The sequence below is a fragment of the Aeromicrobium chenweiae genome (genome assembly GCF_003065605.1).
Lineage (GTDB): Bacteria > Actinomycetota > Actinomycetes > Propionibacteriales > Nocardioidaceae > Aeromicrobium > Aeromicrobium chenweiae.
On sequence record NZ_CP026952.1, the window covers coordinates 2,150,809 to 2,172,264 of the forward strand.

At 70.2% G+C, this 21,456-nt stretch carries 18 protein-coding genes; 10 read left to right on the forward strand and 8 right to left on the reverse strand.

From position 1 onward, the window contains the following. Positions 1–4: 4 nt before the first annotated feature. Positions 5–1,495, reverse strand: coding sequence for a SulP family inorganic anion transporter (locus C3E78_RS10400; RefSeq protein ID WP_108578220.1), 1,491 nt, complete (start codon positions 1,493–1,495; stop codon positions 5–7). Positions 1,496–1,560: 65 nt separating this feature from the next. Here C3E78_RS10400 and C3E78_RS10405 point away from each other — a divergent pair, with 65 nt between their 5' ends. Beyond that, entirely contained in the window at positions 1,561–1,968 is a 408-nt protein-coding gene (locus tag C3E78_RS10405; RefSeq protein WP_108578221.1) for a MerR family transcriptional regulator, read from the forward strand. Between the two features lie 18 nt (positions 1,969–1,986). Here the strand turns inward: C3E78_RS10405 and pgsA are convergent, their stop codons facing one another. The 3 genes from pgsA to thrS form a co-directional block, all read right to left on the reverse strand. Continuing rightward, the gene (gene pgsA, locus C3E78_RS10410; RefSeq protein ID WP_108578222.1) at positions 1,987–2,625 is read right to left on the reverse strand and encodes a phosphatidylinositol phosphate synthase; all 639 of its coding nucleotides are present in this window, start codon (positions 2,623–2,625) and stop codon (positions 1,987–1,989) included. An 8-nt stretch (positions 2,626–2,633) separates the two neighbouring features. Continuing rightward, positions 2,634–3,179, reverse strand: coding sequence for an HIT family protein (locus tag C3E78_RS10415; protein WP_108578223.1), 546 nt, complete (start codon positions 3,177–3,179; stop codon positions 2,634–2,636). 70 nt (positions 3,180–3,249) lie between these two features. Further along, positions 3,250–5,241 (reverse strand): threonine--tRNA ligase, encoded by a 1,992-nt coding sequence (gene thrS / locus C3E78_RS10420; RefSeq protein WP_108578224.1) that lies wholly within the window; start codon positions 5,239–5,241, stop codon positions 3,250–3,252. A gap of 138 nt (positions 5,242–5,379) precedes the next feature. On the opposite strand from thrS, the gene C3E78_RS10425 reads away from it, so the two are divergent. Then, complete coding sequence (locus tag C3E78_RS10425; protein WP_159085866.1) at positions 5,380–7,698, forward strand: PAS domain S-box protein; 2,319 nt, start codon at positions 5,380–5,382, stop codon at positions 7,696–7,698. Positions 7,699–7,778: 80 nt separating this feature from the next. Further along, positions 7,779–9,338, forward strand: a complete 1,560-nt coding sequence (locus C3E78_RS10430; protein ID WP_108578226.1) for a hypothetical protein — start codon at positions 7,779–7,781, stop codon at positions 9,336–9,338. A 7-nt stretch (positions 9,339–9,345) separates the two neighbouring features. On the opposite strand, the gene C3E78_RS10435 is transcribed toward C3E78_RS10430, so the two are convergent. After that, the gene (locus C3E78_RS10435; RefSeq protein ID WP_108578227.1) at positions 9,346–11,058 is read right to left on the reverse strand and encodes an FAD-dependent oxidoreductase; all 1,713 of its coding nucleotides are present in this window, start codon (positions 11,056–11,058) and stop codon (positions 9,346–9,348) included. A 57-nt stretch (positions 11,059–11,115) separates the two neighbouring features. On the opposite strand from C3E78_RS10435, the gene C3E78_RS10440 reads away from it, so the two are divergent. Genes C3E78_RS10440 through C3E78_RS10455 form a run of 4 tightly spaced genes read left to right on the forward strand, consistent with a single transcriptional unit; the run spans position 11,116 to position 14,165 of the window. Further along, entirely contained in the window at positions 11,116–11,709 is a 594-nt protein-coding gene (locus tag C3E78_RS10440) for a TetR/AcrR family transcriptional regulator (protein ID WP_108578228.1), read from the forward strand. Continuing rightward, positions 11,706–13,148 carry a flavin-containing monooxygenase gene (locus C3E78_RS10445; RefSeq protein WP_108578229.1) on the forward strand — a complete coding sequence of 481 codons (1,443 nt, stop codon included), beginning with the start codon at positions 11,706–11,708 and terminating at the stop codon, positions 13,146–13,148. Before C3E78_RS10440 ends, C3E78_RS10445 begins: the two co-directional genes overlap by 4 nt. Further along, positions 13,139–13,744, forward strand: coding sequence for an acetoacetate decarboxylase family protein (locus C3E78_RS10450; RefSeq protein WP_108578230.1), 606 nt, complete (start codon positions 13,139–13,141; stop codon positions 13,742–13,744). The genes C3E78_RS10445 and C3E78_RS10450 overlap by 10 nt, the downstream gene beginning before the upstream one ends. 19 nt (positions 13,745–13,763) lie before the next feature. Continuing rightward, entirely contained in the window at positions 13,764–14,165 is a 402-nt protein-coding gene (locus C3E78_RS10455) for a hypothetical protein (protein WP_135804782.1), read from the forward strand. 3 nt (positions 14,166–14,168) lie between these two features. Here the strand turns inward: C3E78_RS10455 and C3E78_RS10460 are convergent, their stop codons facing one another. Continuing rightward, complete coding sequence (locus C3E78_RS10460) at positions 14,169–15,569, reverse strand: sigma-70 family RNA polymerase sigma factor (RefSeq protein ID WP_108578232.1); 1,401 nt, start codon at positions 15,567–15,569, stop codon at positions 14,169–14,171. A gap of 248 nt (positions 15,570–15,817) precedes the next feature. On the opposite strand from C3E78_RS10460, the gene C3E78_RS10465 reads away from it, so the two are divergent. Beyond that, complete coding sequence (locus C3E78_RS10465; protein ID WP_279586393.1) at positions 15,818–16,744, forward strand: ABC transporter ATP-binding protein; 927 nt, start codon at positions 15,818–15,820, stop codon at positions 16,742–16,744. Beyond that, positions 16,741–18,324 (forward strand): ABC transporter permease, encoded by a 1,584-nt coding sequence (locus C3E78_RS10470; RefSeq protein WP_108578234.1) that lies wholly within the window; start codon positions 16,741–16,743, stop codon positions 18,322–18,324. The genes C3E78_RS10465 and C3E78_RS10470 overlap by 4 nt, the downstream gene beginning before the upstream one ends. 17 nt (positions 18,325–18,341) lie before the next feature. On the opposite strand, the gene C3E78_RS10475 is transcribed toward C3E78_RS10470, so the two are convergent. Both C3E78_RS10475 and C3E78_RS10480 read right to left on the reverse strand, forming a co-directional pair. Next, positions 18,342–19,373: a carboxylesterase family protein gene (locus C3E78_RS10475; protein WP_108578235.1), complete on the reverse strand. Its 1,032-nt coding sequence runs from the start codon at positions 19,371–19,373 to the stop codon at positions 18,342–18,344. Positions 19,374–19,560: 187 nt separating this feature from the next. Then, positions 19,561–20,628 carry an oxidoreductase gene (locus C3E78_RS10480; protein ID WP_108578236.1) on the reverse strand — a complete coding sequence of 356 codons (1,068 nt, stop codon included), beginning with the start codon at positions 20,626–20,628 and terminating at the stop codon, positions 19,561–19,563. A 79-nt stretch (positions 20,629–20,707) separates the two neighbouring features. Here C3E78_RS10480 and C3E78_RS10485 point away from each other — a divergent pair, with 79 nt between their 5' ends. Continuing rightward, the gene (locus tag C3E78_RS10485; RefSeq protein ID WP_108578237.1) at positions 20,708–21,148 is read left to right on the forward strand and encodes an RrF2 family transcriptional regulator; all 441 of its coding nucleotides are present in this window, start codon (positions 20,708–20,710) and stop codon (positions 21,146–21,148) included. Positions 21,149–21,456 lie beyond the last annotated feature (308 nt).

The window sequence follows — 21,456 nt, forward strand, 5'->3', positions numbered from 1 at the left end:
TTGGTCAGAGCGAGCCGGTCAACCGTCCGTGCCGCTGCGCGCTGGCCTCGTCCAGACCGACGATCTCGACCGTCTTGCCGCGGCGGGCGTACTTGGCGGTGATGGCGTCGAGTGATGCCACCGTCGACGCGTCCCAGACGTGTGCGCCGGACAGGTCGACGACCACGCGCTCGGGGTCGTCGGCGTAGTCGAACTGCGTGTAGAGGTCGTTGCTCGAGGCGAAGAACAGCTCGCCTGTCACGGCGTAGACCGCCCGGGTCGAGCCGTCGGCGTCCTGGACGATCGTTCGCTCGGTCTGGGTCAGGTGGGCGACCCGCCGCGCGAAGAGCGTCATCGCGGTCAGGACGCCGACGACGACCCCGATCGCGAGGTTGTGGGTGAGCACCGTGACGACCACGGTGACGATCATGACGGCCGTCTCGCTCAGTGGCATCCGGCGCAGGGTCGACGGCCGGATCGAGTGCCAGTCGAACGTGCCGACCGAGACCATGACCATGACCGCGACGAGCGCCGCCATCGGGATGAGCGCCACGACGTCGCCGAACCCGACGACCAGGACCAGCAGGAAGACGCCGGCCAGGAAGGTCGACAGGCGGGTCCGGGCGCCCGACACCTTCACGTTGATCATCGTCTGGCCGATCATCGCGCAGCCGCCCATCCCGCCGAAGAAGCCGGTGATGATGTTGGCCGCACCCTGGCCCCACGTCTCGCGGGTCTTGTCCGAGCGGGTGTCGGTGATGTCGTCGACCAGCTTCGCGGTCAGCAGCGACTCCAGGATGCCGACCAGCGCCATCGCGAGGGCGTACGGAGCGATGATCTTCAGCGTCTCCAGGTCGAACGGGACGTCGGGGACGAACCAGGACGGCAGGCTGTCGGGCAGGTCGCCCTGGTCCCCCACGTCCGGCACGTTGACGGCCCCGACGATCGTGAACGCCGTCAGGGCGACGATCGCGACGAGCGGCGCGGGCACGACCGCGCTGATGCGGGGGAACCCGACGATCACGGCGATGCCCACCGCGATCATCGGGTAGACCGCCCACGGCACGTCGACGAGGTGGTCGACCTGCGCCTCGAAGATGAGGATCGCGAGCGCGTTGACGAAGCCGACCATGACCGAGCGCGGGATGAACCGCATCAGCTTCGCGACGCCGGCCACGGCCAGCAGGATCTGGATCAGGCCGCCGAGCAGGACCGTGGCGACGAGGAAGTCATAGCCGTGGTCGCGCACCACCGGCGCGACGACCAGCGCGACCGCTCCCGTCGCGGCGGAGATCATCGCCGGCCGGCCGCCGAGGAACGAGATCGCGACCGCCATCGTGAACGACGCGAACAGCCCGATCTGCGGGTCGACGCCCGCGATGATCGAGAACGAGATCGCCTCGGGGATCAGCGCCAGCGCCACGACCAGCCCGGCCAGCACCTCGACGCGGAGCAGCCGGGGTGAGCGGAGGGCGTTGCGGACGGTGGGCTCGAGCACGGGGCGTTCGTCGGTCACCCGACAACTCTACCCTCACGTGAGGGTAGAGTTGCCCCGTCCACCCGTGAGAGAGGTCACCGCGCATGAACGACGCAGCATCCCCGCACTCCCCCGCGGCCATGCACATCGGCGAGGTGGCGGCACGCACCGAGCTCTCGCTGCGCAGCCTGCGCCACTGGGAGGAGGTGGGCCTCCTGCACCCCTCCGGGCGCACCGACGGCGGGTTCCGCCTGTACACCGAGGACGACGTCGAGAAGATCCTCGTCATCCGGCGCATGAAGCCGCTCGGGTTCAGCCTCGACGAGATGAAGGCCGCGATGACCGACTTGGAGACGCTCCGCGACCCGGACGCGTCCGCGGCCGCTCGCGACGACTCCCGCCGGCACCTGATGGACGTCCGCGCGGACGCCGGCGAGCGCCGGCAGAGGCTCGCGCGTCAGCTCGAGATGGCCGACGAGTTCATCAGCCTGCTGGAGCGCGAGACGAGCTGAGCGCCGCGCCGTCGGCGGTCAGGCGCCCAGCTCGGGGCTGGCGACGGCCTGCTTGTAGACGATCCGCATGCGCTGCAGCACCGTGATGAGGCTGGCGATCGCGAGCACCCACAAGGTGAGCTCCCGCAGCACCGGCAGGTCGAACAGCCCGGCCAGGCCCGTCATGACGAGGATCGCCACCAGGCGGTCGGACCGCTCGGCGATGCCGCCCTTGGCCGTCATGCCGAGCGACTCCGCCCGCGCCCGCGCGTACGACGTGAGGTTGCCCAGCACCAGGCACGCGAGGCTCAGGTAGAGGTAGAGGTCCGGATCGCCGAGGTCCGCCTCGGCGTCGGAGGTCGTGTAGTAGATGAGGATCCCGCCGAAGACCGCGGCGTCCCCGACCCGGTCCAGCGTCGAGTCCAAGAAGGCGCCCCACTTCGACGGCGTGCCCAGCTTGCGGGCCATGTAGCCGTCCATCATGTCGCTGAACACGAAGGCCGTGATGACCAGGACCCCCACGAAGAACTGGCCGCGGGGGAAGAACCACAGGGCACCGGCACTGACGCCGATCGTGCCGACGACCGTCACCTGGTTGGGGGTGACGCCCAGTCGGAGCAGCAGGTTGGCGACGGGAGACCAGACGTTGGTCCAGAACCCGCGGAAGCGTTCGAGCATGTGGTCTTCTACTCCTTCGGCCAGGCTGCCGCGAGCATCTCGCGGGTGTCGCCCAGCAACTGCGGGATGGTCTTGGTGTGCCCGATCACGGGCATGAAGTTCGCGTCGCCGCCCCACCGGGGCACGACGTGCTGGTGCAGGTGGGCCGCGATGCCGGCGCCCGCGACCTGGCCCTGGTTGAGGCCGAGGTTGAATCCCTGCGGGCTGGTGACCGTGCGCATGACCCGCATCGCCTGCTTGGTCAGCGAGGCGACCTCGGCGGTCTCCTCCTCGGTCAGCTCCGTGTAGTCCGCGACGTGGCGGTACGGGCAGACCAGCAGGTGCCCCGCGTTGTACGGGTAGAGGTTCAGCACCGCGTACGCGTGCTCGCCCCGGTGCACGATGAGGCCCTCGGCGTCGTCCAGCGACGGGATGCGGCAGAAGGGGCAGTCCACCTCGTCCGACGACCGGGGCTTGTTCTCACCCTTGATGTAGGCGATGCGGTGGGGTGTCCAGAGGCGTTCGAAGGCGTCCGGCTCCCCCACCCCGTCCTGCACGTCGCGATCGTCCGTCACGCCGACCAGCCTAGTCGTCTGCTCGCCTGCGGCCCGTACCGACGTGCCCGGCACGGGCCCCTGCCGCCGATCAGACCTGCGCGCGGGTCTCGATGGCCTCGACGATGCGGGCGACGGCGTCGTCGATGGCGACGCCGTTCTCCTGCTCGCCGCTGCGGTAGCGGAACGACACGGCGTCGGCCTCGACGTCGTTGTCGCCCGCGATCAGCATGAACGGCACCTTCTGCAGCTGCGCGTTGCGGATCTTCTTCTGCATGCGCTCGTCGGAGTCGTCCACCTCGACGCGGATGCCCCGCTTGCTCAGCCGGTCCTTGAGCTCGTAGAGGTAGTCCGCGTGCCGCTCGGCCACGGGGATGCCGACGACCTGGACGGGCGCGAGCCACGGGGGGAAGGCGCCGGCGTAGTGCTCGACGAGGACACCCATGAAGCGCTCGATCGACCCGAACTTGGCCGAGTGGATCATGACCGGCTGCTGGCGAGTGCCGTCAGCAGCGACGTACTCGAGGTTGAACCGGTCCGCCGACGGCTGGTTGAAGTCGTACTGGATCGTCGACATCTGCCACGACCGGCCGATCGCGTCGCGCGCCTGCACCGACACCTTCGGGCCGTAGTAGGCCGCTCCACCCGGATCGGGCACGAGCTCCAGGCCGCTCTCGAGGCACACGTCCTCGAGCACCTTGGTGGCCAGCTCCCAGTCCTCGTCCGAGCCGATGAACTTGTCCGGCTTGGAGTCGTCCCGGGTCGACAGCTCGAGGTAGAAGTCGTCGAGGCCGAAGTCGCGCAGCAGGCTCAGCACGAAGTTCAGCAGGTGCCGGATCTCGTCGGGCGCCTGCTCCGGGGTGACGTACGAGTGCGAGTCGTCCTGCGCGAAGCCGCGCACGCGGGTCAGACCGTGGATGACGCCCGACTTCTCGTTGCGGTACACGTGGCCGAACTCGAACAGCCGCAGCGGCAGCTCACGGTACGAGCGCTGACGCGAGCGGAAGATCAGGTTGTGCATGGGGCAGTTCATGGCCTTGAGCCGGTAGTCGCCGCCGTCGACCTTCAACGCCGGGAACATCCCCTCGCCGTAGTACGGCAGGTGGCCCGACGTGTAGAACAGCTGCTCCTTGGCGATGTGCGGGGTGCCGACGTACTCGAAGCCCTCCTCGATGTGCCGGCGGCGGACGTAGTCCTCCATCTCGCGCTTGATGACACCACCCCGGGGGTGGAACACCGGCAGGCCCGAGCCGATCTCGTCGGGGAAGCTGTAGAGGTCGAGCTCGGTGCCGAGGCGACGGTGGTCGCGGCGCTGGGCCTCCTCGATGCGGTGCAAATGGGCATCCAAGGCTTCTTTTGATTCCCAGGCCGACCCATAAATGCGCTGCAGCTGCTTGTTCTTCTCGTCGCCGCGCCAGTACGCAGCGGCGCTGCGCATGAGCTTGAATGCCGGGATGCGCTTGGTGGTCGGCAGGTGCGGGCCACGGCACAGGTCGCTCCAGGCCACGGATCCGTCGCGCTTGAGGTTGTCGTAGATCGTCAGGCCGCCCTCGCCGACCTCGACGCTCGCTCCCTCGGCAGCACTCTCCATGCCCTTGTCGGCGGCGGTGGACTTGAGGCCGATCAGCTCGAGCTTGTACGGCTCGTCGGCGAGCTCTTCGCGGGCTGCGTCGTCGGTGATCTCCCGACGATCGAACTTCTGGCCTTCCTTGACGATCTTCTTCATCCGGGACTCGATCTTGGCGAGGTCCTCGGGGACGAACGGCTCGGGCACGTCGAAGTCGTAGTAGAAGCCGTCGGTGATCGGCGGGCCGATGCCGAGCTTGGCCTCCGGGAACAGCTCCTGCACGGCCTGCGCCATGACGTGAGCGGTCGAGTGGCGCAGGATGTCGCGCCCGTCCTTGGAGTCGATCGCGACCGGCTCGACGGAGTCGCCGTCCGCGAGCTCGTACGCGAGGTCCTTGAGCTGGCCGTCGACCCGCGCCGCGATGACCTCGGGGGTGTCGGCGAAGAGCTGCCAGGCCTTCGTGCCCTGCTCCACGGATCGGGACTCTTGGTCGACGGCGATCTGGATGTCCGGCACGGGGTGACCTCTGTTCGGTGTCGACGCGCCCTACGGATGGCGCGTACTGGTTCGGACCACGGTATCGCGAGGTCCCGGGCGCGATGTTTCGGCCTCGCAGTGCAGCAGGAGACCTGCGGGGGCTCTAACCTCGTTCCTATGGACCAGAGCCTGCCGACTGTCGTCGTCGTCGATGACGCACCGGAAGTCCGAGCGCTCGTCCGCGCCCATCTCGGGCTCTCCGGCGCCTTCCAGGTGGTCGGTGACGGCTCGAGCGGCGTCGAGGCGATCGAGCTGGCCCACCGCTTCCGTCCCGACCTGCTGCTCATCGACATGTCGATGCCGGACATGGACGGTCTCGACGCGCTGCCCGGCGTGCTCGCCGTGTCACCGAGCACGCGCGTCGTCGTGTTCACCGGCTTCGAGGGCGACGGCCTGGCCGAGGTCGCTCGGTCGATGGGCGCTGCGGCGTTCCTGGAGAAGTCCGCCGACCTCGACGAGCTGGTCCGGCGACTGCAGGAGGTGCACGAGGGCACCCCCGTGGGCCAGCCCGTCGCCGCACCCGCGACCCGGACGCGGCCCTCCGGCGACCGCGCAGTGCTCGACGAGCACCTCGAGCGGTTCCGCGAGGTCTTCGACGAGGCCGCCATCGGCATGGCGACGCTGACGCTTTCCGGCGGCATCGTGCGCGCGAACCGTGCCCTCGGCAAGCTCATCCAGCATCGCCACGAGGACCTCGTCGGCGTCGACTACGCCGCGCTCATGGCCGGCCACGGCGAGCTCCTCGACGAGGCGCTCGCAGAGATCCAGCAGAAGCAGGTCGACGTCATCCGCGTCGAGCACGCCGTGTCCGGCCTGCGGGAGCGCAAGGTGCTCGCGACCCTGGCCCCGGTCCGCGACAGCGACGGACTGCCCCTGTACGTGTTCCTGCAGGTGCAGGACATCACCGAGCAGCGCGCAGCCGAGGACGAGCTGCGCCGCAGTGAGGAGCGCTTCCGCCTGCTCGTGGAGACCATCGAGGACTACGCGATCTTCATGCTCGACCCCCAGGGGTACGTCGTGAGCTGGAACGCCGGCGCCGAGCGCAACAAGGGCTACCGCGCCGACGAGATCATCGGCAAGCACTTCCGCGTCTTCTACAGCCAGGACCTGCAGGACTCCAAGCACCCCGAGCGCGAGCTGGAGGCCGCCCTGCGCGACGGCCACTACAGCGAGGAGGGCTGGCGCATCCGCAAGGACGGGACCCGGTTCTGGGCCAATGTCCTCATCACCGCGGTGTTCGACGACGGCGGCACCCACGTGGGCTTCGCCAAGATCACCCGGGACGTCACCGCGAAGCTCGAGTCCGAGGAGTCGCTGCGCCAGAGCGAGGAGCGGTTCCGGCTGCTCGTCGACGCCGTCCGCGACTATGCGATCTTCATGCTCGACCCCACCGGGCACGTGGTCAGCTGGAACGCCGGAGCGCAGCGCACGAAGGGCTACCGGGCCGACGAGATCATCGGCCAGCACTTCCGCGTCTTCTACCCGCAGGAGCTGCAGGACTCCAAGCACCCCGAGCACGAGCTCGAGATCGCGTTGCGCGAGGGCCGCTACGGCGAGGAGGGCTGGCGCATCCGCAAGGACGGATCGCGCTTTTGGGCCAACGTCCTCATCACGGCGGTCTTCAACGACATCGGCAAGCACGTGGGCTTCTCCAAGGTCACCCGCGACACGACGGCGCAGCGCCTCGCGCAGCAGGAGCAGGAACGCGCCGCCCAGTCGCTCGCCGACGCGAACGAGGCGCTGGAGACGCTCAACATGCAGCTGCGGCACGCGGCGTCCGACCAGTCGCAGTTCCTCGCCGTGACGGCTCACGAGCTGCGGACCCCCGCCACGGTGCTGGGCGGCTCAGCCGACGTGCTGTCCAAGCACTGGTCGGCCCTCGGCGAGACCGAGCGCCTCGCGCTGCTCGACGGCATGACGACCAGCGCCGACCGCATGCGGCGGCTGCTGTCCGACCTGCTCACCGCCTCACGCCTCGACGCGAACGCCCTGCGCCTCAATCGCGAGCCCATCGCTCTCACGCCGCTCCTGCAGACGGCCGCAGGCGTGGTCCCGCGCAACGACAGCGGCCACGAGATCGTCGTCGACTCCCCCGACGACCTCCTGGTCCTGGCCGACGCGGCCCGGCTGGCCCAGGCCGTCGACAACCTCTTCGACAACGCCCTCAAGCACGGCCAGGCCCCCATCCGGGTCGAGGCCCGCGCACACGACGGTGTCGCCGAGATCCGCGTGATCGATTCCGGCTCCGGCGTACGGGCCGACGTCCGGTCGCGGCTGTTCGGCAGGTTCGCGACCGGCGACGAGATCGGCGGCACGGGTCTTGGCCTGTTCATCGTCCGTGAGCTCGCCCGTGCCCAAGGTGGCGACGCGACCTACGAGGAGCCGACCGACGACCGCCCCAGTGGCGCGTTCGTGCTGACCGTCCCGCTCCCCTGACACCTCACCGTCGCGGGACCTGATGCCGCAGTCCCCTGCACCGGGGCGACTGACCGGCCATTGTGTGGCAGGTTGTCTCCATGAACAAGACCCTCGTCGGAGCCCTGGTCGCGGCAGCGCTGAGCGTGACGGCGTGCACCGCCAACGACAATGACGGCGCAGGCGACGGCGACGGCAACGGCAACGGCAACGGCGACGGCAAGGACGGGGCGGCGAAGGCGGCGGCCCGGCGGCTCGAGCGCGACGCGACGGCGGTGCAGCCCGCCTGGACCGTCGAGCGGAAGATGCTCGGCCAGCCAAAGGTCGTCGGCCGGACCGCCGTCGCGATCGTGAAGGCCCGCCAGCACGAGCTCGATCTCATCGGCGTGGACACCGCGACCGGGACGGTGCGTTGGAAGCATCCGTACAGCCCCGGCGCCCAGGCCCCCGGCTACGCGCTCTCGCCCGTGATCGCCAAGGACGAGGACGGCACCGAGTCGGTCGTCCTGCTCGAGCCGCCGCGACCGCTCAGCCTGGACAATCCTGGCCACTGGCTCACACCGATCGTGGTGCTCGACCCGGCCACCGGAAAGGAACGGTCCCGCACCCGCAACGTGTATGCCGCCACCCCGCTGGACGAGTGCGGCGACGAGGTGGACGCGTGCCTTCGTGCCTCCTACGGCGCGGGAAGGGGCTATCAGAGCCTGCGTGTGGACCTCGGGACCGGGCGGCTCGGCGCAGACCGCAGCGGTCTGTCGACCGGCAGACGCGAGATCGCGCGGAAGGGCCTGTTCTCGAGCGACGACCGCCCCGGCGAGGTGATCGGCGTCGAGAGGGACGGCAAGACCCTCTGGACGAGCCCCGTGGAGAAGCTGGCAGGCAAGAACCGCACGACCGACATGGGCTGGTCCATTCAGTGGGACGAGAAGTCGGACCGCTACACCGGCCTCATCGGCCTCGGCATGCCGCGGGCGGTCCGCGACCGCGCCGAGGCCGGCAAGGCGTACGACTTCGACCTGACCTGGTGGTCGCAGAACTCGTTCGACGGCAGCACGGGCAAGGTCCTTTGGCACAAGGACGGCGTCATGGCGCCGTGCTTCGGCTGGCGCGGGGACACCGAGGAGGAGGCGACGTCCGCCGACCCCGTGCGGTGTGCCGTCTCGGGCACCCAGCGGGTCAAGAAGGGCAGGTTCGGCACGACCGACGACGTCTCCGTGACGGTCCAGGGCTACGACCCCGCGACCGGGACGACACGCTGGTCGGCACCCGTCGCCCAGGCCGCTGGTGAAGCGTTCGTCACCGGCAAGAGCGTCGACCTGATGACCGCTCCTGGGACGGTTGTCGTGCCGACCGCCAAGGGGCCGCGTCTCTACGAGGCCAGGACCGGCACCTCCGCCGCCATGGCACCCGGCGACCTCTTCGCCTGCGAGGGCAAGCCCGTCGGCATCAAGTACGTCATCGCATTCGCCGCCGGTGGGAAGAACGAGTCCCGGGACCGCTACGGCGACCCGATGATCGAGCAGTGCAGCCCGGACGGCACGGTCGTCGACAAGCCCATGACCGTCGCGACCGTCAAGGACGGCGGCCAGGAGGTGGATCCCTCGACGTACGTCATGTCCCGGTCGTCCGGGCTCGTCGGCTACGTGCTGCCGAAGGACTGAGGCCGGGTCAGCGGCGCGGGACGACCGGGATCGGCAGCAGCAGGGCCGCCGGCGCACCCGCGGGCACCGCCGGTCGGACGGGCGCGACCGGCTCGACCCGCACGTACGGCGCGCCCAGCGCCGGGCGCGGATCGGCCTCGCCCTTGTTGGGCCACAGCGACATCGCCCGCTCCGACTGCGCGGTGATCGTCAGCGACGGGTTCACCCCGAGGTTCGCGGTGATGGCCGAGCCGTCGGAGATGTGCAGCCCCTCGTGCCCGAAGACGCGCTGGTAGGGGTCGATGACGCCCGCGTCCCGAGTCTCGCCGATGACGCAGCCACCCAGGAAGTGAGCGGTCAGCGGCACGCCCGCGAGCTCACCGATCGAGCTGCCGGGGTGCCCGCCGATCCGCTCGGCGATGTCCCGCGCGACGCGGTCCGCGACCGGGATGTACGGCGGGTTGGGCTCGCCGACGCCCTGCTTGCTCGTCATCCGGCGGCCGAAGGGCCCCCGCTTGAGGTAGGTCGTGATCGAGTTGTCCAGCGACTGCATCACGAGCACGACGATCGACTGCTCGGCCCAGCGCCGTGGCTTGTGCACCCGCAGGGCACCCCGCAGGCCCAGGACCCGGTAGCCGCGGACCACCGCGCGCAGCCGTCCGCCGGGACCGGGACGGTCCGGCAGGGCCATGTTGATGAGCGCGAGCGCGTTCGAGCCGTGCCCGTACCGGACCGGCTCGACGTGCGTGTGCTCGTCGGGGTGGAACGAGGACGTGATCGCCACGCCGGGCGTGTAGTCGGCGTCGTGGTCCGAGGAGCGCGCGGAGAGGACGGCCTCGGAGTTCGTCCGGCTCAGCTCGCCGATGCGGTCCGACAGGTGCGGGAGCGAGCGCCGCTTGAGCCGGTGCAGGAGGTTCTGGGTGTTGAGCGCGTTGCCGGCGAAGACGACCTGGTCCGCGGTGAACGTCGCGCGACGCAGCCGGTTGCCGGTGCGCTGGGTGCGCACCTCGTACCGGGGCGCGCCGCCCGCAGTGGCGGACGCGATCGGCCGGACGTCCGTCACGGTCGTCATCGGGTGGACCTCGGCTCCCGCGCCCTCGGCGAGGTGCAGGTAGTTCTTCACGGTCGTGTTCTTGGCGTTGTGGCGGCAGCCGGTCATGCAGGCTCCGCAGTCGATGCAGGTGCGTCGCGCGGGACCCGCGCCGCCGAAGAACGGGTCGGGGACGTCCACGCCCGGCTCGTCCCCGAAGAGCACACCCACGTCGGAGGCGTGGAACGTGTCGCCGACCCCGTACTCCTTCGCCAGGGTCGACATGAGGTCGTCGGCCGGGGTCGTGCCGGGGTACGCGGACACGCCGAGCATCTTCTTGGCCTGCACGTAGTGCGGCGCGAGCTCGTCCTTCCAGTCCGTGATGTGGGCCCACTGGCGGTCGCGGTAGAACGGGTCCAGCGGTTCGTAGAGCGTGTTGGCGTAGACCAGCGACCCGCCGCCGACACCGGTGCCGCTGGCGATCAGGACATCCTTGAGCAGCGTCAGGCGCATGATGCCGAAGCAGCGCGCCCAGGGCGCCCACATGTACCGGCTCAGGCGCCACGACGTCTGCGGCAGCTCGTCGTCGGCGAACCGGCGCCCCATCTCGAGGACACCGACGCGGTAGCCCTTCTCGGTCAGCCGGAGGGCCGCCACGCTGCCGCCGAAACCGGATCCGATCACGATCACGTCGTAGTCACGCTGAGTCATGGCTCACACCCTACGGGCTTGTTGACACTCTGCCAATAGCCGACGAGACTGTCCGTCGTGACCACCCGTTCGCGTCTCGCGCCCGCCGAGCGTCGTCAGCAGATCATCGACGCCGCCCGGGTGCTGTACTCCGACCGCGCGTACGACGACGTGTCCACCGCCGAGCTCGCGGAGGCCGCCGGCGTCGCCCGCGGCCTCATCAACCACTACTTCGGCGACAAGCGCGAGCTGTTCCTCGAGGTCATGCGCGGCTCGATCCTCATGCCGACGCAGGCGCTCCCGGACTACGACGGACGCACGCTCGAGGAGCGCGCCCGGCTCACGATGGACTGGATCCTCGACGCCGCGACGACGTACGGGCAGGCCTGGGTCGCCGCGAGCGGCGCGGCCAACCTCCACGGCGCCTCTGACGTGCAGGCCGTCGTGGACGAGGCGGACGACCGCGCGGCGCGCCTCGTGCTGGACGCGCTCGGGCTGCCGGACTCGCCGCACCTGCGCGCCCGTCTGCGACCCATGGCGGCGCTGACCAAGGCAGTCTGTCGCGAGTGGCTGCAGCGCAAGACGTACTCACGCGACGAGGCCCTCGACCTGCTCACCGACAGCGTCCTGCTGTTCGTCCACGACCACGCTCCCACGAAGGAAGTCCCATGACCTCGATCGGCATCATCGGATCCGGCTTCGGCGCCATCGCCGTCGCCGTCGAGCTCAAGCGCGCGGGGCACACGGACCTGCGCCTGTGGGAGCGCTCGCACGACGTCGGCGGGGTCTGGCGCGACAACACCTACCCCGGGGCGGGCTGCGACGTGCCGTCGCCGCTGTACTCGTACTCGTACGAGCCCAACTCGCAGTGGACCCGCCGCTACGCCCTGCAGGAGGAGATCCACGCGTACATCCGCGCGGTCGCCGACAAGCACGGCGTGACCCCGCTCGTGCGCTTCGGCGCCGAGGTCGTCGCGGCCGCGTGGGACGAGGACGCGGCGCACTGGGTCGTCACGTTCGCGGACCGGACCACCTCGACGGTCGACCTCCTCGTCAGCGCCGTCGGACAGCTCTCCCGGCCCAAGCTGCCCGGGATCGACGGCGTCGAGTCCTTCACCGGCACCTCATTCCACTCCGCGGAGTGGAACCACTCGTTCGACGCGAGCGGCAAGCGGGTCGCCGTGGTCGGAGCCGGGGCCAGCGCGGTCCAGTTCGTCCCCCACCTGGCGAAGGACGCCGAGCAGCTGGTGGTCTTCCAGCGCACCGCGAACTACCTGATGCCCAAGCCGGACAAGCCCTACAAGGCCTGGCACCGGGGCCTGTTCAAGGCGCTACCGGTCACGCAGCGCATCGAGCGCGGCGGCATCTGGGCGATCATGGAGCAGTTCGCACGCGGTCTCGACGAGAGGTCGAAGGTCGGCCGCATCAACAAGGCCATCGCGATGCGTCACCTCGGCAAGCACGTCACCGATCCGGTCCTGAAGGCCAAGCTGACCCCGGACTACCCCATCGGCTGCAAGCGGATCCTGTTCAGCAACGAGTTCTACCCCGCCCTCGCGCAGCCCAACGTCGACGTCGTGACCCACGGCGTCACCCGGGTCACCACCACCGGCGTGGTGGACGACGCCGGGACCGAGCACGAGGTCGACGCGATCGTCTACGGGACGGGATTCGACGCCCAGGACTTCCTGGAGTCCATCGACGTCACGGGCGTGGGCGGACAGAAGCTCGCGACGCACTGGACCGACGGCGCGCACGCCTATCTCGGCATGTACGTCCCCGGCTTCCCGAACCTGCTCGTCACGTACGGCCCCAACACCAACCTCGGCGGGGGCTCGATCATCTACATGCTGGAGGCCCAGGCCCGGCACATGCGCCAGGTCGTCGACCGGATGGAGGCCGGCAGCTACCGGACCGTCGAGGTGACCGAGGAGGCCGAGCGGGCGTACGACCGCGACCTGACCAGCCAGCTCGACAGCTCGGTGTGGAGCTCGTGCGACAACTGGTACCGGCACCCGTCCGGACGCATCACGTCCAACTGGCCCGGGGCGACACGCCCGTTCGCCCGGGCGACCAAGCACCTCCAGCCGGAGGCGTTCACGTGGGCGTGAACGCGTACCCGGCCGAGCCGTGGGACCTGCACGGCCACGCGTACATCGGCGTGTGGCTGGTGCCGGTCAAGGACCTGCCGGCGCCGCACTCGTCCGCGACCCGGCCGATCACCCTGTTCGGGCGCGGCATCGTCTCGGCGGCGTTCTTCGTCTACGAGCAGCCGAGCCCGTTGACGTACGACGAGATCATGTCCACCGTGCTCGTCCGCCAGGGCTGGCGACCGCGTGTGTCGATCACCCACATCTGGGTCAACAGCCCCGCGTCCCGCGACGGGGGACGTGAGCTGTGGGCCATCCCCAAGGAGCTCGCGGACTTCTCGGTCGTGCCGCACCGGTCGTACGACGCCGACGGCATCGGGTCGCTGGACGTGCCACGGGTGCGACGGCTGCCCTTCGGGGTCCCCCTCGGGTTCCGGATCGCCCAGGACCGCGCCGGGACGCTGCAGGTCTCCCCCGTCCGCGGCCGGATCCGGCTCGGGGTCGCCCGTGGACGCTGGTCGTTCTCCCCAGGCGGCCCGATCGGGTTCCTGGCCGGTCGACGCCCGCTGCTCACGCTCGCGGCGCGGCCGTTCCGCCTGCTGTTCGGCAGCCGCTGAGCCGCACTACCCTCGAGGGATGCGTCGACTTGTGATCCTGACCGCGACCGCCCTCCTGCTCGCCGGCTGCACGTCGGGCGGGGACGACTCGTCGTCCGACGGCGCCCGTGGCGGTGACACCGAGACGAAGAAGCCCGGGAAGCCGTCCGCGACCCGGACGACACCGACCCCCAGCGGTCCGGCGTGTGCCGACGTCTGGAAGGCCGGCGCGACCCTGCCCAAGGACTACGCGCAGTGCGTGCAGGACGGCGAGCCCGGCCCGCAGGACGAGACACCGTGCCGGGACGGCTCGACCCTGGTGATCTTCGACGACACCCTGTATGCGGTGACCGGCGGCAGGATCGTGGAGCCCGACGTGTCGCCGCTGCAGGACACCGAGGAGTTCGGCGCCGCGTTCAGCGCGTGCACCGGCGAGGAGTGAGCGCTACTCCCCCGCGACGCCCAGGACCGTCTCGAGGACCCGTGTCGTCCTCGGCGCCGCCTCCCTGAGGCGGTCGGTGACGTCCTGCGTGGAGAGCGCGACGGGACCGACCGAGACGTCGAGTCTCCGCGAGCCGGCTGCGACCTTCGCCACCCCGACGTCGAGACCCGGCGACGACACCGGCTTCGCGCCGTCCGTCGCAGGCACGGACGGCGCGACTGACGGCGTGGTCCGTGCGACCGACGGCGCGGTCGGTGCGACGCCGCTCGGCGCAGGGACGGACGTCGCCGGCGCGGGGGCCACGGCACGCGCGGAGGTCGCGACCCGTGCCCTGAGCGGGAGCACCGTGGCCGAGTCGACCGTGGGCGCGGCCGCCGCACGGGAGGCGCCCACCCCGGCGGGAGCGGGACGGGTCGGGACGGCGGCGGCGCGGTCGTCCGTCGCCGTCGGCTGCGACGGCCAGCCCGACGGCACGGACACGGCGAGCACCGCGGCACCGGTCGCGACAGCCGCCGTCGCCGGCGCGGCGACGGCCACGAGCGCCCCCTTGGCTGCGGCGAGGAGCTGGGCGGTGGCTCCGCTCGAGACGGCCAGGGCCACGCCCCCGCCGGCGACGACACCGAGTGCGACGGGCGCACCGGTCGCGCCGACCTCGCGGTTGACCTCCTGCAGGTCGAGGTAGACCGCCATGCACGCCTCGCAGGTCTCCAGGTGCGCGTGCACCTTCTCCTGCTCGCGCCGGGTGGCGGTGCGCCGGACCACGGCGGCCAGGTGCTCGCGGACGACCTGGCAGCTGCGGCCGCCGGACTCGTCGTCCGCGCTGACGTGCTGCTGCAGGTAGGCGTCCCGCAGGCCCGCACGGGCCCGGTACACCAGCGCGGACACGCTGTTGGGCTTCAGGCCCAGGGCGTCGGCGAGCTCGTTCGGCTTGCGGCCCTCGACGTCCAGGTGCCACAGGACGGTGCGCCAGCGCTCGGGCAGCGACTCGTAGGCGGCACGGACCGCGGTCTTCTCGAAGTCGTCCAGGTCGCCGGCCCCGAACGGCACCGCACTGTCGATGACGGTGTCGTCGTCCGTCGGCACGACCCGCTTGACGGCCTTGGCGCGACGGCCGCACTCGTGGCGGATCGCGGTGAACAAATAGGCGCGGAACGCGCTGTCCGGGCCCTTGCCACGCTGCAGCAGCCCGAGGATCTGCGCGAACGCGTCCGCGACGACGTCGTCGGACTCCTCTCGCTGACCGAGGTGACGCGCCAGGCGCCGGGCGCTGTAGACGTACCGGTCGTAGAGCACCGCGTACGCCTCGTTGCTCCCCTGCCGGGTCAGCTCGACGAGCGCGCCGTCCTCGAGGTCGTCGAGCGTCATGTCGAGGTCGAGCGCACGCACCAGATCGTGTTCAGCCATCGCAAGTACTTTCCCCTGGAAGTGAGGCTCGGACGGGGTGGTGTCGTCGCCTCGTGTAACCACAAGTTGCAGCCAGAAAGATACTGGCACGTAACTTGTGGGGCCGCCGGGGAACTCCCTGTGATCCGGCCCTCAGTCCGGCGAGCGGAGCCCCCTGCGAAACCGGGACCGATGCCCCTGCCGAGGGCCACCACCCGACGGCAGGGTGCAGAGCAAGACCGCGGACGACACTGGGAGGGACGACGGCGATGCCTCCCGAAGCAGAGCAGGACATGCCCGCCGTGCGCACGCGCGGGCTGGTCAAGACGTTCGGCTCGTTCCGGGCACTGGACGGCCTCGACCTGGAGGTGCGGCCCGGCGAGGTCCACGGATTCCTCGGACCCAACGGAGCCGGCAAGTCGACCACCATCCGGGTCCTGCTCGGTCTGCTGCGGGCCAACGGCGGCACGGCGCAGCTGCTGGGAGGCGATCCGTGGCGAGACGTCGTGGACCTGCACCGCCGGCTCGCCTACGTCCCGGGTGACGTCGTGCTGTGGCCGGCACTGTCCGGAGGCGAGGCCATCGACCTGCTGGGCAGGCTACGAGGAGGTCTCGACGAGACCAGGCGGGCTGCGCTCGTCGAGCGGTTCGAGCTCGACCCGACCAAACGTGGCCGCCAGTACTCCAAGGGCAACCGCCAGAAGGTCGCCATCGTGGCCGCCCTCTCCTCCGACGTCGAGCTCCTGATCCTGGACGAGCCCACCTCGGGCCTGGACCCGCTCATGGAGGCGGTCTTCCAGGACGAGATCGCGCGGGTCAAGGCGACGGGTACGACGATCCTGCTGTCCAGCCACATCATGAGCGAGGTCGAGGCGCTCGCCGACCGCGTCAGCATCATCCGGGCCGGCACGATCGTGCAGACCGGCACGCTCGAGGACCTGCGAGGGCAGACCACGGTCGCGGTGACGGCGACGCTCGGTCGCCCTCCCGGCGATCTCTCGGCTCTGGGCGTCTTCCGAGAGGCGTCCATCCACCACGGGCGGTTCACCGGCAGCGTCGCGTCCCCCCGTGTCAGCGACGCGATGGCGGCCCTGCTGCCGTACGACGTGACCGGCCTGACCGTCACCCCGCCCTCCCTCGAGCAGCTGTTCCTCGAGCAGTACGTGACGGCGCCGTCCGGTCGAGCCGGGCGATGAGCGCCTTCGCCGGCGCGAGGCCGCTGCTCGAGGTCTCCGCCCGCCAGGACGCACGCGCCGTCGTGCCGTGGATCGCCGGCATCTCCGCGCTCTCGGCCTCGTCGGTGCTGGCCTACGCCTGGATCTTCCCGGACCGGGAGGACCGCACGGCGCTCGCGCAGGCGCTGGGCGGCAACCCGGCCCTGTCGTTGATCTTCGGTCCGGCCCGCGACCTCCTGACTGCGGACGGCTTCAACGCTTGGCGGGCCGGCGGCCTCGGCGCGTTCTTCGCAGCCCTCATGGCGGTTCTCGTCGTCGTGCGCAACAGTCGCGCGGCCGAGGACTCCGGTCAGGCCGAGCTGCTCGCATCCGGCGTCATGGGTCGCCAGGCCCGCCTGGGCGTGGCGGTGACGCTCGGTGCGACCGCGTCGGTGGCGCTCGGGATCGTCTCGTTCCTGATCACCGTGGCGTGCGGGGGCGGCGCAGCAGCCACGGGCATCCTGTGCGCGACGTTCGCCTGCGCCGGACTCATGTTCACCGGCGTCGGCGCGGTGACCGCTCAGATCTCCTCCGATGCCCGCACCGCGACGAGCATGGGGGTGGCGACCGCCGGCGTCCTGTACGTCCTGCGCGGATATCTCGACTCGAGCGGGGCCCCGCGCTGGACCGACTGGGCGACCCCGTTCGGATGGCTCGAGGCGACCCGGCCGGCCACCGAGAACCGTCCGTGGCCCTTGCTGCCGGCGGTGGCCCTGGCGCTCCTCCTCGTCGCCGCGGCGTTCGCGCTGCAGGAGCGTCGCGACTTCGGCCAGGGCGCCGTCGCCACCCGGCCCGGCCCCGCACGGGGGCGAGGGGTGACGTCCCCGTGGGGACTGGCCGTGCGCCTGCACCGCGGAGCGCTTGCCGCCTGGCTCGTCGCGTTCGCCGCGCTGGGCGTGGTCTTCGGCAACCTGGCGTCCTCGATCGGTGACGTGCTCGCGGCCAACCCCGCCATCGCCGATACCCTCGCCCGCGGCGCGACCGGAGACCGGGCGGCGGCCCTCGGCTTCATCGTGACCATCCTGCAGCTGACCGGCATCATCGCCGCGGTCCTGGGCGTCCAGGTGGCGCTGCGGATCCGGGCCGAGGAGGTCGCCGGGCGGGTCGAGCCCCTGCTGGCAGGATCTCTGCGGCGGCAGGTCTACCTCGCGAGCAACCTGGTGGTCGGCCTGGCCGGCTCCGCCCTCGCCATGGTGACCACCGGGATCACCCTGGGCCTCGCCGGGCCCCGGGACGACGTCTCGGCCCGGGACGTCGTCGAGCAGGCCGCCGCCACCGTCCCGGCGGTCTGGCTGCTCGTCGCCATCGCGTTCGCAGCAGTCGGTGGCGCTCCCCGCGTCCGTCTGATCGGCTGGGTGGGCGTCGTGGCGTCGTTCGGGCTCACGATCCTCGGGCCGACGTTCAAGCTGCCGGACTGGGCGCTCGACATCAGTCCCTTCCGCCACGTGCCCGCTGTCACCGGTCCCTCTCCGGACTGGTCGGGCCTGGCCTGGCTGTGTGCGGTGACCCTGGTCCTGTTGACGGCAGCCTTCGCCGGGTTCCGCCGACGAGATGTGCTGTAGCCCGCGCGAGGTCTCGGTCAGTCGTCCGTCTGCTCGAACAGCCAGTCCCGGACCGCGGGGATCTTGTAGGCAGGCTCGAAGGACGCCATGTGCTCGGCCACGCCGCCCCCGGGGCCGGGCCCGTCCGACTGGTGCCCGCCGGCCTCGAGGACGGTACCGGTCTCGAACGTCGCGAAGTTCGCTGAGTCGCCGTCGCCCAACAGCTTCTCCGCCGCCTCGTTCAGCCGGCGCTCGGACCAGGTCGCGTCGAACGTGGCGGTGCCGTAGGGCGTCCTGGTGTCCTTCATCAGTGCCTCGAGGTCCTTTTGCCCCGCGACGGACCGGGAGTCACCGCCGGCCGCGATGTAGAAAAACTTCTGCGAGACCAGACCCTTCAGCTGGCCCTTGTCCCACTGTCCCGACACGAGGAGCTCGGCAGCGAAGAGGTCGGGGTCCTTCGCCGCCAGGTACAGGATCGTCATGCATCCCATCGACTGGCCCGTCCCGTAGATGCTGTTCTCGTCGACGCTGTACTTGTCCTCGATCGACTGCAGGAACCGGGCGGTCATCTCGACGTACTCGGTCGTCGAGTAGCCGTCACGGTCGTCGATGATGACGCTGGGGTACTCCGGCACCAGCACGATGCTCTCGTGCTCCTGCTGGTCCCGGTCGCTGGCCCAGACGAGGGCGCCGTACTGCGACAACGGCGCCGTCACGTCCTGCCCGACCAGGCTCGAGTCCCCGATGAACAGCACCACCGGGTACTCCTTCGAGGAGCTGTAGCCCTCGGGAAGGAAGATGTTGTACGGCAGCGTCTTGCCGCTGCTCGAGTCCCGGTAGGTCTCCTGGGTGAACTTGCTCCTGACCTGGGCTGCCAGCTCGGTGGCGTCGGCGCTGGTCGGCGGTGGCTGCGCGTCGTCCGGGCCCGTCCGGCTGGGCGTCGAGGACGCCTTGCCGGACCCGGAGCCGGAGTCGCTGCCGCCCGAGGAGTCACAGGCGGCCACGCCCAGGACCAGGACGCTGCAGGCGACCACGACGAGACCATGACGAGTGAACCGGGATCGTGTCATGACGGACTTCCTGACGCTGAGGAGTCGGGAAGCGAGTCGCGGCCCCCCGGCCTGCACGAGATGCGGGCAGACCTCCACGGTCCCTCCGCGGACACCACAGGAGGCAGGGGACGAAGTCCTCGGCGGCGTGGACGCTGGACCCGCGGCGGGGCCGGGGACACGACGCAACAGGCGCCCACCGGTCGGGTCACAGCGTCGGGTAGTCGATGAGCCCCTCCGGCCCGTTGGTGTAGAACGTCTCCCGCCGTGTTCCGTTGAGCGGTGCGTTGGCGGCGAAGCGAGCAGGCAGATCGGGGTTGGCCGCGAACGGGCGGCCGTAGACGACCGCGTCGACCACTCCACTGGCGACGGCTCGCTCCCCGTCCTCGCGAGTGAAAGCGCCAGCTGCGAGCAGGGTGCCGGCATAGTGCTCACGCATCCATTCCACAGTGATGCTTTCGTCTGCGCCCATGGTGCGATCCGCATCCGTGACCCTGTTGACGTGCACATAGGCCAGATCGATGTCGGTGAGACGACCGAAGATGTACGCGAATGCCTCGCGCCCGCTCGGATCGGGCCGACCGTCCACTGGCCAGATCGGGGAGAGCTTGACCCCCGTCCGGTCGCTCCCGATCTCGGCGGCTATGGCCTCGATCGACTCGAGCAGAAGGCGTGCTCGCCCCGCTGCCGTGGCTCCGTAGCCGTCGGTCCGCCGGTTGGTCGAGGAGCGCAGGAAGCGGTCCATCAGGTTGCCGCTGCCGGCGTGCAGCTCGACGGCGTCGAATCCCAGCTCGCGGGCTCGCCGGGCTGCTGCGCCGAAGTCCCTCGGCACGGCCAGGATCTCATCTTCTGTGAGCTGCTCAGGACGCAGCTCGTCGGTGATGACCCAGTTCGGTCCCTTGCCGGCTCCGTCCTCCTCGGTGCGCGCACGCACCACGTGCCACAGCTGCAGCGCGATACGACCACCCGCGGCGTGGACAGCATCCACAACTTCCCGCCACGCGGCCCCCTGCGACGTGGTGAAGAACCCGACCATGGGGCCGTATCCAGCACCGAACGGAGTCGCTGCTGCGGCCTCAGTGATGATCAACCCGGCCGTCGCGCGCTGCGCGTAGTACTCCGCCACCGCCGGGATCGGGACATTGTCTTCGTCAGCGCGTTTGCGGGTCATCGGTGCCATCAAGACGCGGTTGGGAAGCTCAAGCGCGCCGACCCTGACGGGGCTGAGAAGATGCTCGGTATCGGTGGAACCGGTGCGTGTCGTGGTAATCTGCATGAATCGAACGTACATATTTAGTTGGCGAAATGCAAGAATTGAAATTGCGTATTCTCGGTCACAGGAAAGAGGCGGTCGCATGATTGATCTGAGGTTTCCGACAACGCTTTTCGCCATGATGCTGATCGCCGACGCCGCAGAAGCAGGCAGAGCAACGGTCAGCTCGACCGAGCTTGCGACGAAGCTGGACAACAACCCGAGCTTCGTTCGCTCACTGGTCGCGCCCCTCGTGCGCGACGGACTGCTGACGTCCGTCAGAGGCCGCAGCGGCGGCCTGGGACTCGCCCGACCAGCATCGGACATCACACTGCGTGAGATCTATCGCGCCGCGGTCGCGGACAAGCGGATCTGGGACCAGCGAGACGAGATGCCGCATGTGGACGACGTCACCACGAACGCCTGCCGATACTTCGAGTCGCTCACCGATGAGATCGAGGACACGGTCGTCGCGACGTTGGGCAGCAAGACGCTGTCCGACAGCCTCGCGGATCTCAAGTCCCTCCCGCCCGTCGCCGCCTGAGTTCACGACAGACGTCTTGGGTCTCGCGCCCCGCGCGAACGCGGGTGAGACACGAGCGATGGACACCTGGCCTGCATCCCCGGTGGTCAATCGCTGAGTCAGGAGTCGACCGCTGACGATGAACGACGCGAGGCTCCCATGCGACCCGGGACGGTCCAGACAGCCGGACGGACGTTTCGACGGGTGGACGGGTGGCAGTGCTTCTGCCTGTTACGACCGGATTCGATCGGCACGTCAGGAAGCTGCTGTGGCCCACCGCCACATCGACGGCTCGGCTCCCGCCGTCGGCGCAATCCTGTGCACGACCT